This is a genomic window from Geodermatophilus sp. SYSU D00696, from assembly GCF_054050235.1.
In genome coordinates, this window is record NZ_JBJGYY010000004.1 from 14,630 (window position 1) to 28,917 (window position 14,288).

A 14,288-nucleotide genomic window follows, 5' to 3' on the forward strand; every position below is an offset into this window, starting at 1 on the left:
TCCCTGCGAGCGGGCCGAGCCACACGATGCTGCTCACGGCACGTCGACGCTCACCTGGGTCGCCTTGACGGTGGCCACGGCGCGCACGCCGACGTCGAGACCGAGCTCGTCGGCCGCCTCGCGGGACATCAGCGAGACCAGCCGGAAGGGCCCGGCCTGGATCTCCACCTGTGCCATGACGGTGTCGCGGACGACGCGGGTGACGATGCCCGCCAGCCGGTTGCGGGCCGAGGAGCCGCGGGTCGTGCCGGGCTCGGGCGCGTCGTGCAGCTCGGTGGCCAGGCGGGCGAGGTCGGCGCCGTCGACGTGCGCGGGGCCGCCGCCCACCCGGGACGCGGGGAGCCGCCCGCTGTCGATCCAGCGGCGGACCGTGTCGTCGCTGACGCCCAGCAGCGCCGCGGCCTCGGCGATCCGGTAGCTCGCGCTCACGCCGGGCGACCCTAGTCGCCGGTACGACACTCCCCGCGGTGCCGCGGCGGCCTGGGGACCGGCACCCGCCGTCCACAGGCCCTCCCGGGCGGCGACGGGCCCCGGCGCGACCATCGGGTGGTGTTCGACGACGCCTGGCTCACCGACCTCCTCCGCTTCCGCGGCGGCCTGCTGACCGACGCCGGTGTGGCGTCGGAGCTCGCTGCCACCCTGGCTGTGCACCGGCCGGGGGTCGACGTCACCGGCACTGCCACGCGCGAGCTGCTCGCCGCCCTGGCCGACACGTGGGAGCGCGGCTGGCAGCCGGCCGACGTCGTGCACCTGGCGCGGAAGGAGGCGACCGCCGCCTCGGTGCCGCTGGCCGTGGCGCTCATCGGCGAGCACGCGCGGCGCACCGGTGCGGCCGCCCGTGCACCGGATGCCTGGCTCGGGCAGCTGCGCGAGCTCGGGGTGCCTGCTGACGGCGATCCCGGGGTGGTGGGTGCCTGGCACCGCCGGGAGGGCAGACCGCCCGCGGACGCGTGGCGGATCGTGCTGCGCCTGGCTGGGCTGTTGCGGACCACCGCGCGCCTCGAGGTGCTCGTCCCCCCGCCGTCGCGGTGGGGTCCGGGCGTCCGGCACACGGTCGCCCCCGGCACCGGGGACGCGCGGGCGCTGCGGCGCATCCGGGCGCTGCTCGACAAGGCGGAGTCCACGGAGTTCCCCGAGGAGGCCGAGGCGCTGACCGCCAAGGCGCAGGAGCTGATGACCCGCCACGCCGTCGACGCGGCCCTGCTCGACGCCGGCAGCGGGACGGCGGCGGCCGCGGCGGTCGCGACCCGTCGGGTGCACGTCGACGACCCGTACGTCCAGGCCAAGACCCAGCTGCTCGGGGCGGTCGCCGACGCCAACGGGGTGCGGCTGGTCTGGTACCGGGGCCTGGGCATCGCGACGCTGGTCGGCGTGGCCGCCGACCTCGACGCCGTCGAGCTGCTGTTCACCTCGCTGCTGCTGCAGGTCGGGCAGGCGCTGGCGGCGGCCGAACGAGCGGCGGGGCGGCGGTCGGCCTCCCGCGCCTTCCGGCGGGCGTTCCTGCTCGGCTACGCGGGACGCATCGGCGAGCGGCTGACCGGTGCTCGGGAACGGGCCACCCGGGCGGCCGCGGCGGAGCAGGGGGTCGACCTGCGGCCGGTGCTGCGCTCGCGGCAGGCGGCCGTCGACGACGCGTTCACCGAGTTGTTCCCCCGCGTGCGCAGCAACCGCAGCCGCTCGTCGGTCGACGGCGCGGGCTGGTGGGCCGGCCGGGCGGCCGCGGACTCCGCCGACGTCGGGACCCGCCGTGCGCACCTCCGGTGAGCGCCCGGCCGCACCTCCCGACGCCTCCCCACGGCGCCCCGGGCCGCCTGCCGTCCGTTTGCCGATCTCCGGCCCCGGGCAGCGGCGGGCGGTGTCCCGCACCCCTCGCGAGAACCCCGCCGGAGGCTCGGCGTCGGTCCGCACCCGCCGGTTGCGGGAGACGGCCCGCGACGTCCTCGGCTTCGACGACTTCCGCCCCGGCCAGGAGCGCGCCATGCAGGCGGTCCTGTCGGGCCGGGACACGCTCGCGGTGCTGCCCTCGGGTGCCGGCAAGAGCGCCGTCTACCAGGTGGCCGGCCAGCTGCTCGACGGTCCGGTGGTCGTCGTCTCGCCGCTGATCGCCCTCCAGCGCGACCAGGTGGAGCGGCTCTCCGAGCTCGGCGAGGACGCCGGCCGGGCCGCCCAGCTCAACTCCAGCCTGTCGGCCGGCGACCAGCACGCGGCCCTGCAGGGCGTGGAGGACGGAACGGTCCGCTACCTGTTCCTCGCGCCCGAGCAGCTGGCCAAGCCCGAGGTGGTGGCCGCCCTCCGCGACGCCCGGCCCGCCCTGTTCGTCGTCGACGAGGCGCACTGCGTCTCCGCCTGGGGCCACGACTTCCGCCCCGACTACCTGCGGCTGGGTCAGGTGGTCGAGCAGCTGGACCACCCGACCGTCCTCGCCCTGACGGCGACCGCCGCGCCCCCGGTGCGGGCCGAGATCGTCGAGCGGCTGGCGATGCGCGAGCCCGAGGTCGTCGTCGCCGGGTTCGACCGGCCCGAGATCCGCCTCGAGGTCGACCACCACGCCGACGCGCACGCCAAGCGCGCCGCCGTCATCGACCGCGCCGCCGGCGAGGTAGAGGCCGGCCGCGGCCCCGGCATCGTCTACAGCGCCACCCGCAAGGGCACCACCGACCTCGCCGACGCCCTCACCGAGCGGGGTCTGCGCGCCCGGCCCTACCACGCGGGCCTGAGGAAGGGCGAGCGCGAGGACACCCAGCGCGCGTGGATGGACGACGAGCTCGACGTGGTCGTCGCCACCACGGCCTTCGGCATGGGCATCGACAAGCCGGGCACCCGGTTCGTGGTGCACGCCGAGCCCGCCGACTCGGTGGACAGCTACTACCAGGAGATCGGCCGCGCGGGCCGGGACGGGCGGCCGGCCCTCGCCGTCCTGGTGTACCGGCAGGAGGACCTCGGGCTGCGGCGGTTCTTCGCCGCGGGCGCGCCGGCCGCGGAGGAGCTGCAGCAGGTGGCCGGGCTGGTCGCCGCCGCACCGGCGGCCGGCATCGACGACGGCGTCGACGTCCGGCAGCTGCGCGACGAGACCGGCCGCGGGGCCACCCCGCTGGCCCGCGACCTCAACCTGCTCGAGCAGGTGTCGGCCGTCGTCCTCGACGAGGAGGGCGCGGCCCACCCCGCGCAGGGGGCGCCCTCCCCCGGTGACGCCGCCGCGGCCGCCCGCGAGCTCGCCGAGCACCACGAGCGGGTCGACCAGAGCCGGGTGGAGATGATGCGCGGCTACGCCGAGACCACCGAGTGCCGCCGCCAGTACCTGCTCGGCTACTTCGGCGAGCAGCTCGAGGAGCCGTGCGGCAACTGCGACACCTGCTCGAACGGCACCGCGCACGAGCAGCCCTCCGCCGACGACGCGGACACCCCCTTCGCCCCCGAGACCCCGGTGGAGCACACCGAGTGGGGTCCCGGCGTGGTGATGCGGGTGGAGGACGACCGGGTCGTGGTGCTGTTCGAGGAGGTCGGTTACAAGACCCTCGCGCTCCGGGCGATCGAGGCGAACGACCTGCTGCGGGTCCGTGGCGCCTGACCGGCCGGGCACCTCATCGTGTGCTCACCCTGCGGAGCGGCCGGGGCGCCGCGATGATCAGCCGAGGACCGGGCGCCGCGCCCGGGCGAGAGGAGTGCGCACGTGAAGGTCCTCGGCATCAACGCCATCTACCACGACCCCGCGGCGGCGCTCGTCGTCGACGGGAGGGTCGTGGCCGCGGCCGAGGAGGAGCGCTTCAGCCGGCGCAAGCACGGCAAGCGCCCCCTGCCCTGGAGCGCCTGGGAGCTGCCCGAGCTGTCGGCGGCCTGGTGCCTGGCCGAGGCCGGCATCCGCCCCGAGGAGCTCGACGCCGTCGCCTACTCGTTCGACCCCGCCCTCATGGGCACGCCCGAGGACTCGGGTCTCTTCGACGACGGCGACACCATGCGCAAGCGGTACGCCGAGATGGCGCCGGACTTCCTCGCGCACGCCCTGCCCGGCCTCGACCCGGCGAAGGTGCGCTTCGTCAAGCACCACGTCGCGCACGCGGCCTCCGCCGGCAAGGCGGCTCCGCAGCGGGACAACGCCGTCCTCGTGCTCGACGGCCGCGGCGAGGCGCACAGCCACCTCGCCGGCCGCTACGTCGACGGGCAGCTGGAGGTCCTCGCCGGCCAGGCGCTGCCGCACTCCCTCGGGTTGATGTACGAGGAGCTCACCGACCACCTGGGCTTCCTGCGCAGCTCCGACGAGTTCAAGGTCATGGCGATGGCCTCCTACGGCAAGCCGCGGTTCCTCGGCGAGCTGTCGGAGCTCATCCGGCCCACCGGCGACGGCGGCTTCGTCACCGAGCGGATCGACTTCGCCGAGTTCGCCCCGCGCCTGGGCAAGGGCGACCAGTGGACGGAGGACCACGCCGACCTCGCCGCCAGCGTCCAGACCCGGCTGGAGGAGGTCCTGGTCGACCTCGCCCGCTGGGTGCACGAGCAGACCGGCGAGAAGACGCTCACCATGGCCGGCGGTGTCGCGCTCAACTGCGTGGCCAACACCCGCATCCTGGCCGAGACGCCCTTCGAGGACGTCTGGGTGCAGCCGGCCGCCGGCGACGCCGGCACCGCACTCGGCAGCGCCCTGCACGTGGCGCACGAGCTCGGCGAGCGCACCGAGCCGATGCCCGGCGCGGCGCTGGGCCGCAGCTGGGGCGACGACGAGATCGAGCGGTGGCTGCAGACGGCGGCCATCGACTACGAGCGGCCCGACGACGTCGCCGAGGCCGTCGCGGAGGTCCTCGCCGACAACGGCATCGTGGCCTGGTTCCAGGGCCGCAGCGAGTACGGCCCGCGCGCGCTCGGCCACCGGTCGCTGCTCGCCCACCCCGGCTTCGAGGCCAACCTGGAGCGGATGAACGACGTCAAGGGCCGCGAGCAGTTCCGCCCGGTGGCGCCGATGGTGCTGCTGGAGCGGGCGCCGGAGATCTTCAGCCGCGGCCCGGTCCCCTCGCCCTACATGCTCTTCGTCCACGACGTCGCCGAGGAGTGGCGCGACCGCATCCCCACCGTCACCCACGTCGACGGGACGGCGCGCATCCAGACCATCGACCCCGAGACCGAGCCCCTGGTGCACCGGATGATCTCGGCGTTCGAGCGGCACACCGGGCTGCCGGTCGTGGTCAACACCAGCCTCAACACCGCCGGGCGGCCGATGGTCGACGACCCGCGCGACGCCCTCGAGTGCTTCGGCTCGGCCCCGGTCGACCTGCTGGCCATCGGCCCGTTCGTCGTCCGCCGGCCGAGCCGCACGCCGCGCCCCTGACCGGTCGCCCCTCCTCCGTCCGGGGGAGGGGCGAACCGCGGCGGCCGCCCGTTGCGAAGACCGGGTGCACGGGAACCGATCGGTGACGATCCGGTAACGACCCTCCCTCGAACGGGCGGTTGTCGTTGCCGGACCGTCCCCGCCGGGTACCGCCCGACCAGCGCCCGTCAGGACGGCGGAGCGCGACGCACACGGAGGAGACGGACACCATGGCTACCACTGGCAACACCGGCGCGCGGCGGGGGACCACCTGGCCCCAGGCGCTCGCCCTCGTCTTCGGGGTGGTCTACCTCCTGGTCGGCATCGTCGGCTTCTTCATCACCGGCTTCGACGCCTTCGCCGACAACACACAGGACGAGATGCTCCTGATCTTCATGATCAACCCACTGCACAACATCGTGCACATCGTGATCGGCCTGGCCGGGATCGCCCTGTCGCGCACGCTGGCCGGCGCCCGCACCTACGGCTGGCTGCTCGCGATCGGCTACGGCGCGGCCTTCGTCTACGGCCTGATCGCCATCGGCGAGGACTGGGACTTCCTCAACATCAACGGTGCCGACAACGTGCTGCACATCGCCACGGCCGTCGTCGGCCTGGTGATGGCCCTGGGCCCGGTCAACGACCGGGTCGCGCGCCCCACGCGCGCCTGAACGGAGGGCCTCCCCGCCCCCACCGCGGGGAGGCCGTTCCAGCACGTCGCCAGGAGCCGGGCACCCGTTCCGTCGGGCGCCCGGCTCCTGGCGTCCGCGGGGCGCGCACCCCGGTGCGACGCCGGTCACCAACCGGGCTACCTTCCGGTGCATGGACTTCGCCCTGTCCGCCCGAGCCGAGGACGTCTGCGGCCGGATGTGGGACTTCATGCGTGAGCAGGTCTTCCCCGCCGAGCCCGTCTACCAGGCGTGGCGCGCCGAGCGCGGCCACGACGACCACGGGCACCCGCCGGTGCTCGAGGACCTCAAGAAAGAGGCCCGCGCCCGCGGGCTGTGGAACCTGTTCCACCACGAGCTCGGGGGGCTGACCAACCTCGAGTACGCGTCGGTCGCCGAGATCATGGGCTGGTCGCCGGTGATCGCCCCCGAGGTGACCAACTGCGGGGCCCCGGACACGGGGAACATGGAGACGCTGATGATGTTCGGGACGCCCGAGCAGAAGCAGCGCTGGCTCGAGCCGCTGCTCGAGGGCGAGATCCGGTCGGCGTTCGCCATGACCGAGCCCGACGTCGCCTCCTCCGACGCCCGGAACATCCAGACGTCGATCGTGCGCGACGGCGACGAGTACGTGATCAACGGCCGCAAGTGGTGGACCAGCGGTGCCGCCGACGAGCGCTGCCAGATCTTCATCGTCATGGGCAAGACCGACCCCGAGGGCGCCCCGCACCGGCAGCAGTCGATGATCCTCGTGCCGCGGGACACCCCGGGGCTGGAGATCCTGCGGCACCTGCCGGTCTTCGGCTACCAGGACCAGCACGGCCACTCGGAGCTGCGGCTGACCGACGTCCGCGTGCCGGCCACGAACCTCCTCGCCGGCGAGGGCGACGGCTTCATGATCGCCCAGGCCCGGCTCGGCCCCGGCCGCATCCACCACTGCATGCGGGCGATCGGCATGGCCGAGCGGGCGCTGGCGCTCATGGTCGACCGCGCGCAGAAGCGGGTCGCCTTCGGCCGGCCGCTGGCCGAGCAGGCCACCGTCCGCGAGACGATCGCCCGCTCCCGCATGGAGATCGACCAGGCCCGGCTCATGGTGCTGCGCACCGCCGACCTGATCGACAAGTACGGCGCGAAGGGCGCCCGGACCGAGATCGCCGCGATCAAGGTCATCGCGCCGAACGTGGCCTGCGACGTGATCGACCGGGCCATCCAGGTGCACGGCGGCGCCGGCGTCAGCGACGACACCCCGCTGGCCCGCTTCTACGCCTCGGCCCGCACGCTGCGGATCGCCGACGGCCCCGACGCGGTGCACCTGCGCTCGGTGGCCAAGGAGGAGCTCGCCCGCGAGCGCCCCTACGTCGGCTGACGGAAGGACCTCACCACACGAGAACGGGGCCGGCACCGGGTGGTGCCGGCCCCGCCGCACGTCCGGGGTCGGAGTCCGGGGTCGGACGGTCAGGGGCTCAGTGTCGAGCCGAAGCCCCCGCCGGCCAGCTTGGCCATCAGCTGCGTGCGGTCGAGCCCCACGCCGGCCAGCGCGTCGCCGTCCCGGTCGGTGTCGATCTCGTCGGGCAGCTGCGCCTCGACCGCGTCGGCCGTGCTGTTGTCACCCTCGGTGCGCAGCACCCGCACCAGTTCCTGCTTGTCCAGCTTCACGCGCTTCCTCCGTCCTGGGGACCGCTCCTCCTCCCGGAGTGTGGTGGGGGTCACCCAGGGGCGGCAACCGGACGGCGGGCGCTCAGCGCGGGCGGGACCGCCCGAACAGGAAGGCGCTCAGGCCCAGCAGGAGCACGCCCACGGACAGCTGGGCGGCCCCCACGCCGCCGCGCTCGGCGACGAACCACGTCGACGCCGACACCAGCAGGACGGTCCCGATGCCGAGGACCAGCAGCGCCGCCACCCGGCTGCGCCGCGCCTTGCCGTCGTCCCGTGGTGTCCGGGCCCCTGCCATGTCGCCTCCGCTCCGGCCGGGCGCCGCGCGCCGGCCTCACGTCGAGCCAACCAGACGGCGCAGGCGGGTGCGGGCCCGAGGCTCGACGGCGCCGCGACGGGACGGGGAACGGCCCGGGCTAGGGTCCTCCCCGTGCCGGAGCCGGTCGACCGGGCCCTGCCCTGGGCCCTGCTGCTGCGCGTGCACGCCGCCGTCCTCCCCCGGCTGGAGCGGGCGCTCGCGGCCCACCAGCTGCCGCTGGCCTGGTACGACGTGCTGCTCGAACTGAACGCCGTCCCCGGCCGGCGGCTGCGGATGAGCGAACTGGGCAGCCGGGTCGTGCTCAGTCGGGAGCGGGTCAGCCGGGTGGTCGACGACCTGGAGCGAGCCGGCCTGGTGCGTCGCGAGGCCAACCCGGAGGACCGCCGGTCGCTGTTCGCCGTGCTCACCGAGGAGGGCCGGGAGCGGCTGCGCGCCGCCGCCCCGGCCTATCTCGCCGGCATCGAGGAGCACTACACCCGCCACCTCGACGACGACGAGATCACCGTCCTGTCGCGGGCACTGGCCCGGGTGCTCGAGGCCGAGGAGCCGCCCCGGCGCTGACCGGCCCGGCTCAGAACGCCTTGCCGGCGTCGCGCGCCTGAGCATGGGCCAGCGCCCGGCGGACGTCGACGTCGTCGGCGACCAGATCCGGACGCAGGTGGATCTCGGTGATGTCCTCGACGCCGGCCCAGTTCAGCCAGTCGGTGAAGAACGTGGTCTGGAAGTCCGACCCGAAGGCCGGGCCGCGGTCGGGTCCGTACACGGCGCTGGTGTAGACGACAGCGGCCCGCTTGCCGGTCAGCAGGCCGCGGTACCCGGTCGCCGGGTCGAACCCGAACACCATCCCGGGCTGACTCACCACGTCGATGAACTGCTTGAGGACGTAGGGGACGCCGGCGTTCCACATGGGGACGCTGAACAGGTAGCGGTCGGCGGCGTCGAAGCGGCGGAAGGTGGCCTCGACCGCGTGCCACGCCTCGGCGGCCTCCCCCGCGGGCTGCTGCCCGGCGAAGAGCGCCATCTTGCCCGCGGTCGCGGCGGCCCCGAACGGCGGCAGGGTGCCGTCCCAGAGGTCGAAGGTGTCGATCGGGACGCCGGGGTGGGTCTCGGTGAAGGCGTCGAGGAAGGTCGCGGCCAGGGCGCGGGACTCGGAGGCGGCGCCACGAGGCGAGGCGGCGACGTGCAGCAGGACGGACATGGGGTTCCTCCCGGGGATACGTGCGGATGCACGCATCCTAGGTAGATGCGTGCGCACGCACAAGACATTCTCGGGAGCACGGAGCCGGGGACGCCGGCCGAGGGTCAGCCCCGGCGCGTCGGCGGCTCGCCGGCGTCCAGCGCGGCCTGGGCCTGGGCGGGGTCGAAGGCGCAGGCGTCGGCGACGTCGGGGGCCGGCGCGGCCCCTTCCACCGGCGCCGGCGGCGACCCGTCGGGCACCTCCCCCGCCGCACTGGTGCCCGGCGCGGGCGCCGGTGCGGGCGTGGTCGGCGCGGTGCCGGCGAGGGTGTCCTGCACGATCTGCCGCATCCGGTCGTAGTCCGGGTAGGCCGGGTCGATCAGGCTGGTGTCGAAGACGACGCTGCGCACCTCGGCGTCCTTGACGAGGAAGGCCAGGTCGACGAAGTCGTCGAGCGCCGAGCGGGGGATGTCGGTGCTGACGATGTCCTGCGTCGTCGCCGCCAGCTCCTGGTACTGCTCGAGCAGGGTGATCGGGTCGGCGGCGTCGATGATCGCGTCGATGGTGCAGCGCTGCCGGTCCATCCGGTCGTAGTCGCTGAGCCCGAACCGGCCGCGGGCGAAGTGCAGCGCCGTCCCGCCGTCCATGAGCTGGTTCGGTCCGGGGGCGATGTAGTCGTCCGGGAGGATGCCCAGGGTCGGCTCGCCGTTGATCGGCACGTAGTAGTTGACGTTGACCGTGACGCCGCCCAGGGCGTCGATCAGCCGGCTGAACCCGTCGAGGTTGACGAGCACGAAGTAGTCGATGGGCAGGCCGAGGGCCTCGCCGACGCCGAGTTTCAGGAAGTCGGCACCGGGGTCGTCCGTGGGGCCGAGGATCTCGGGGTGGGCGAGCGGCCCGCTGCGGTACACGGCGTTGAGCAGGCCGTCGGACTCGTTGACGCCCTCGAACCCGTCGGGGTAGGCCTCGGCCAGGACGCTGCCGGGCGGGAAGGGCAGGTCCTGGAGGTTGCGCGGCAGGCTGAACAGCGTCGTCTCACCGGTCTCGGTCTCGATGCTGGCGACGATCACCGTGTCGGTGCGCACGCCCTCGCGGCCCTCACCGCCGTCACCGCCGAGCAGCAGCACGTTGACGCGTTCCTTGTCCCCGAACGGGTCGGGGGTGTCGACGACGGTGGCCGACCGCCGGTCGTCGGCGAAGACCCCCTCGAGCAGCCCGTGCTGGGCGACGGCCACGGTGCCGACGCGGTAGGCCGGATAGGCCACGACCGCCACCAGCGCGGCGACGAGCAGCGCGCCGAGTGCGTGCCGGGGCCGGCTGCTGCGGCGCGGCAGCAGCGCCCGGTAGCCGGTCACGATCACCGCGATCCAGGCGAGCGCCAGCACGGAGATGCCGCCGACCAGCCAGGCCAGCTGGTCGGTGTCGACGGCAAGTCGCACCGCGGTGCGCCGGCCCGCCGTCGCCAGCCAGACGCCGCCGGCCACCAGCAGCGCGAACACGACCAGCACGGCGGCACCGAGCCGCCGCCGTCCGGTGGCGAGGAAGGCGGTACCGGGGAGCGCGGCGTTGAGCGCCGTGAGGCCGAGGACGGAGGCCAGGGACCGTGACCGCGGCCGCTCGCGCCGGTCGCTCCCCTGCGCCGGCCGGGCGGTGCTCCCGGGCACCGGCGGCAGGGACGGCGCGTCCCCGATCGGGCGGGTGAGGTCGGAGTCGTCGTTCACGGGCGCACCCGGGACAGGCCGGGCCCGCTCCTGTCGGCTCCACTCGTCCGGGTCGAGGTCATCCGCCCATGATCCCACTCGCGCCTACGGCTCACCGGCGTTCCGTACCCCGGGGGAGCCGGCGCCACCCCGCCGGCCGTGAGGGGCGTCTCCGCGGGCCAGGTGGCGTGTACCGACGGTGACCAGCGGGTGGCCCTCCTGCAGGGTCCCGCTGCGAGCCTGCGAGGGGCGGGGGGGCAGGAGGGTCCTGTGTCTAGGCTCGGGGGCCGTGCGCCTCGCCACCTGGAACGTGAACTCCATCCGCACGCGCCTGGACCGGGTGGCCGCCTGGCTGCAGCGCCGCGACGTCGACGTCCTGGCGCTGCAGGAGACCAAGTGCCGCGACGACCAGTTCCCGGAGGAGCGCTTCCGCGAGCTCGGCTACGAGGTGGCGCACGTCGGGTACTCGCAGTGGAACGGCGTCGCGGTGCTCTCGCGGGTCGGGCTGACCGACGTCGAGGTCGGCTTCCCCGGGATGCCGACGTGGGTGGCCAAGGAGGGCGCCGAGCCGGCCGCCGAGGCCCGCGCGCTGGGCGCGACGTGCGGCGGCGTGCGGGTGTGGAGCCTCTACGTGCCCAACGGCCGCCAGCTCGGCGACCCGCACTACGACTACAAGCTCGAGTGGCTCGCCGCGCTGCGCACCGCGGCCGGCGGCTGGCTGGCCGCCGACCCCGCCGCCCAGGTGGCCCTGGTCGGCGACTGGAACATCGCGCCCCAGGACGACGACGTGTGGGACATGACGGTCTTCGCCACCTCCACCCACGTCTCCGAGCCCGAGCGGGCCGCGTTCCGCGCCGTCGTGGACGCCGGGTACGCCGACGTCGTCCGGCCGCTGGCGCCCGGCCCGGGGGTCTTCACCTACTGGGACTACACGGCGCTGCGCTTCCCGCGCCGCGAGGGCATGCGGATCGACTTCGTCCTGGGCACGCCCGCGCTGGCCGGCCGGGTGACGAACGCGCTCATCGACCGCGAGGAACGCAAGGGCAAGGGCGCCAGCGACCACGCCCCCGTCGTCGTCGAGCTCGCCGACTAGCCGACCGCGACCGGCGTCCGGGACCGCAGCCAGGCGGTGAGGTCGGCCGCGGTCATCGGGCGGCCGTGCAGGAAGCCCTGCACGCTGGTCGCCCCGACGGCGCCGGCGAAGTGCTCCTGCTCGGCCGTCTCCACGCCCTCGGCGACGGTGTCCAGGCCGAGCCGCTGGGCCATCTCCACGATGGCGTAGACGACGGCCTCGTCGGCCACCGAGGTGGCGGCGCCGGTGACGAAGGACTTGTCGATCTTGACGACGTCGACCGGCAGCTCGCGCAGCGCGGTCAGTGCCGCGTACCCCGTGCCGAAGTCGTCGATCGCGATCCGGACGCCGAGCGCGTCGAGCGCTTGCAGGGTGGCGCGGACCGCCGGTGTGTTGAGCGCGGAGGACTCGGTGACCTCGACGACCAGCCGGTCGGGCGCCAGGCCGTGCACGGCGAGGTCGCGGGTGACGTCGCCGACCAGGCCCGGCGCGGACAGCTGGGCGGCCGAGGCGTTGACGTGCACGGCGACGGGGGAGCCGCCGTCGCGCCAGTCGGCCACGTCCGCGCAGGCCCGGGCGAGCACCTGTGCGCCGACGGGGACGATCAGCCCCCGGGCCTCGGCGACGGCGAGGAAGGCGGCGGGCGGGAGCAGCCCGCGCGTCGGGTGCCGCCAGCGGACCAGGGCCTCCACGGCGGTGCAGCGGCCGTCGGCGGTGGCCACGATCGGCTGGTAGAGGACCTCGAGCTGGTCCTCGGCCAGCGCGGTGCGCAGTTCCGCGGCGAGCGCGGCCTCGTCGTCGGCGGCCAGCAGCTCGGGGGTGAACAGGTGCACCCGGCCCTTGCCGGCCCGCTTGGCTGCGTACATCGCCAGGTCGGCGTGCTGCACCACCTGCTCGGCGGTCAGGCCGGGGCGGGCGCACGCGATGCCGACGCTCGCCCCCACCTGCGCCGGCCGCCCGTCGAGCCGCACGGGGACGCCGGAGAGCTCGACCAGGCGCCCGGCGACGTCGACGGCGGTCTGCTCGCTCGCCCCGGGCAGCAGCACGGCGAACTCGTCGCCGCCCAGGCGGGCGAACAGGTCGCCGTCGCGGATCGACGCGGACAGCCGGCCGGCCACCGCGCGCAGCAGCCGGTCGCCGGTGCCGTGCCCGCGGTTGTCGTTGACGGTCTTGAAGTCGTCGAGGTCGACGAACAGCATCCACGCCGGCGCCCCGTGCGGGTCCAGGCCGGCCACCGCCTCGGTCAGCGCGGCGGTGAACGCCGCGCGGTTGGGCAGGCCGGTCAGCGGGTCGGTCCGGGCCTGGACGGCGAGCTCCTGCTGCCGGGTCACGCTGCTGATGGCCAGCGCCATCTGGTCACGCAGCCGGGCCGCGGTGGCGACCACGTCGTCGGGGACCCCGCCGGGGGCACCCAGGTAGAAGCGGCCCGGCAGGCCGCGGTGCGGGAAGACCCACCACCCGGCGGCGCTGCCGGCCGCAGCGTCCAGGACGGCGCCGTCCTCGACCGATGCCCCGCCCAGCGGCGCCGCGCCGGGCACGGTGAGGACCTCCGGCACCGACGCGAACTCGCCGGCCGAGCCGACGACCTCGTCGCCCGTGCCGACGGCCACGGCCCGGCCGCCGGGCACCAGGCCGCACAGGTCACCGAGCGCCCGCCAGCCCACCGCGACGACGCGGTCGAGGTCGTCGGCGGCCAGCAGGTCGGCGGCGAGCTCGGCGAGCAGGGTGCCGCACCGGTGGGCCCGGTCACGCTCGACGACACCCACGGCCAGGTGGCGGGCCACGACGCTGGTGAGCACCACGCCGGGGAGGGCGGCGGCGAGCATCGCGGCCGGGAGCGCGTGGGCGTGCCAGGGGACGCGGTCCCACAGCAGCACCGCGCCGGCCACGGCCGCCGACATCCCGATCCCGTAGCAGGCGACGTGCAGCGTGCGCCCGAAGAGGGCCCGGAACCACACCAGGGCCAGGACCACGCCGACGCCGGTCACCGGGTTGGCACAGGCGAGCAGGAAGCCGGCCGCGCTGACGCACTCGAGCCAGCACAACCGGGTGACCTCGTCCGCGTGCCGGTAGCGGTGCACCCAGGCCAGCACCATGACGAGCGCGGACGCCACCAGCAGGGCGGTGGCCGGAGCGGACGAGCCGGGCAGCGAGGTGGCGACCGCGATCGCCAGCGACGTCAGCGCCAGCAGCAGGAACAGCGCCCGCGTCCGGCGGACGAGACTGGGCCCACCGCGGCCCAGCGCGTCGTGCAGCAGAGCCGTCACCGAGCCTCCAGGGGTGTCGTGGCCCGCGTCGGGAGCTGCGGTGCCGTCGGCATCCTTCGTCGGCTCGGCGCCCGGGGCGGCTGGAGAGCCCGGCGGCCGGGTCTCACCCCATGGAGGACGGGCGCGCGCCCGCCCG

General features: G+C 75.1%; 13 protein-coding genes. 7 read left to right on the forward strand and 6 right to left on the reverse strand.

What is annotated here, in order from left to right; translation table 11 throughout:
• Positions 1-33: 33 nt before the first annotated feature.
• Entirely contained in the window at positions 34-429 is a 396-nt protein-coding gene (locus ACI79O_RS04095) for a TOBE domain-containing protein (RefSeq protein ID WP_456886762.1), read from the reverse strand.
• A 120-nt stretch (positions 430-549) separates the two neighbouring features.
• Between ACI79O_RS04095 and ACI79O_RS04100 the strand changes: the two genes are divergently transcribed.
• The 5 genes from ACI79O_RS04100 to ACI79O_RS04120 all read left to right on the forward strand — a co-directional run bounded on the left by ACI79O_RS04100 (position 550) and on the right by ACI79O_RS04120 (position 7,330).
• The gene (locus tag ACI79O_RS04100) at positions 550-1,764 is read left to right on the forward strand and encodes a DUF2786 domain-containing protein (protein WP_456913434.1); all 1,215 of its coding nucleotides are present in this window, start codon (positions 550-552) and stop codon (positions 1,762-1,764) included.
• 91 nt (positions 1,765-1,855) lie between these two features.
• Positions 1,856-3,568, forward strand: a complete 1,713-nt coding sequence (locus ACI79O_RS04105) for a RecQ family ATP-dependent DNA helicase (RefSeq protein WP_456913435.1) — start codon at positions 1,856-1,858, stop codon at positions 3,566-3,568.
• A 102-nt stretch (positions 3,569-3,670) separates the two neighbouring features.
• A complete protein-coding gene (locus ACI79O_RS04110) occupies positions 3,671-5,317 on the forward strand; it encodes a carbamoyltransferase family protein (RefSeq protein ID WP_456886758.1) in 1,647 nt (548 codons plus the stop codon).
• A 209-nt stretch (positions 5,318-5,526) separates the two neighbouring features.
• A complete protein-coding gene (locus tag ACI79O_RS04115; protein WP_456886757.1) occupies positions 5,527-5,967 on the forward strand; it encodes a DUF4383 domain-containing protein in 441 nt (146 codons plus the stop codon).
• Between the two features lie 151 nt (positions 5,968-6,118).
• Complete coding sequence (locus tag ACI79O_RS04120) at positions 6,119-7,330, forward strand: acyl-CoA dehydrogenase family protein (RefSeq protein WP_456886755.1); 1,212 nt, start codon at positions 6,119-6,121, stop codon at positions 7,328-7,330.
• An 89-nt stretch (positions 7,331-7,419) separates the two neighbouring features.
• On the opposite strand, the gene ACI79O_RS04125 is transcribed toward ACI79O_RS04120, so the two are convergent.
• Together ACI79O_RS04125 and ACI79O_RS04130 are read right to left on the reverse strand one after the other, a co-directional pair.
• A complete protein-coding gene (locus tag ACI79O_RS04125; protein WP_456874840.1) occupies positions 7,420-7,620 on the reverse strand; it encodes a hypothetical protein in 201 nt (66 codons plus the stop codon).
• A gap of 82 nt (positions 7,621-7,702) precedes the next feature.
• Entirely contained in the window at positions 7,703-7,915 is a 213-nt protein-coding gene (locus ACI79O_RS04130; protein ID WP_456886753.1) for a hypothetical protein, read from the reverse strand.
• A gap of 132 nt (positions 7,916-8,047) precedes the next feature.
• Here ACI79O_RS04130 and ACI79O_RS04135 point away from each other — a divergent pair, with 132 nt between their 5' ends.
• A complete protein-coding gene (locus ACI79O_RS04135; RefSeq protein ID WP_456886751.1) occupies positions 8,048-8,497 on the forward strand; it encodes a MarR family winged helix-turn-helix transcriptional regulator in 450 nt (149 codons plus the stop codon).
• Positions 8,498-8,507: 10 nt separating this feature from the next.
• Here ACI79O_RS04135 and ACI79O_RS04140 read toward each other — a convergent pair whose 3' ends face one another.
• Together ACI79O_RS04140 and ACI79O_RS04145 are read right to left on the reverse strand one after the other, a co-directional pair.
• Positions 8,508-9,134 (reverse strand): FMN-dependent NADH-azoreductase, encoded by a 627-nt coding sequence (locus ACI79O_RS04140; RefSeq protein ID WP_456886749.1) that lies wholly within the window; start codon positions 9,132-9,134, stop codon positions 8,508-8,510.
• Positions 9,135-9,238: 104 nt separating this feature from the next.
• A complete protein-coding gene (locus tag ACI79O_RS04145) occupies positions 9,239-10,834 on the reverse strand; it encodes an LCP family glycopolymer transferase (protein ID WP_456886747.1) in 1,596 nt (531 codons plus the stop codon).
• A 268-nt stretch (positions 10,835-11,102) separates the two neighbouring features.
• Here ACI79O_RS04145 and ACI79O_RS04150 point away from each other — a divergent pair, with 268 nt between their 5' ends.
• On the forward strand, positions 11,103-11,906 hold the full coding sequence (locus ACI79O_RS04150) for an exodeoxyribonuclease III (RefSeq protein ID WP_456886746.1): 804 nt from the start codon (positions 11,103-11,105) through the stop codon (positions 11,904-11,906).
• Here ACI79O_RS04150 and ACI79O_RS04155 read toward each other — a convergent pair.
• On the reverse strand, positions 11,903-14,152 hold the full coding sequence (locus ACI79O_RS04155; RefSeq protein ID WP_456913436.1) for a putative bifunctional diguanylate cyclase/phosphodiesterase: 2,250 nt from the start codon (positions 14,150-14,152) through the stop codon (positions 11,903-11,905). The genes ACI79O_RS04150 and ACI79O_RS04155 overlap by 4 nt on opposite strands.
• Positions 14,153-14,288 lie beyond the last annotated feature (136 nt).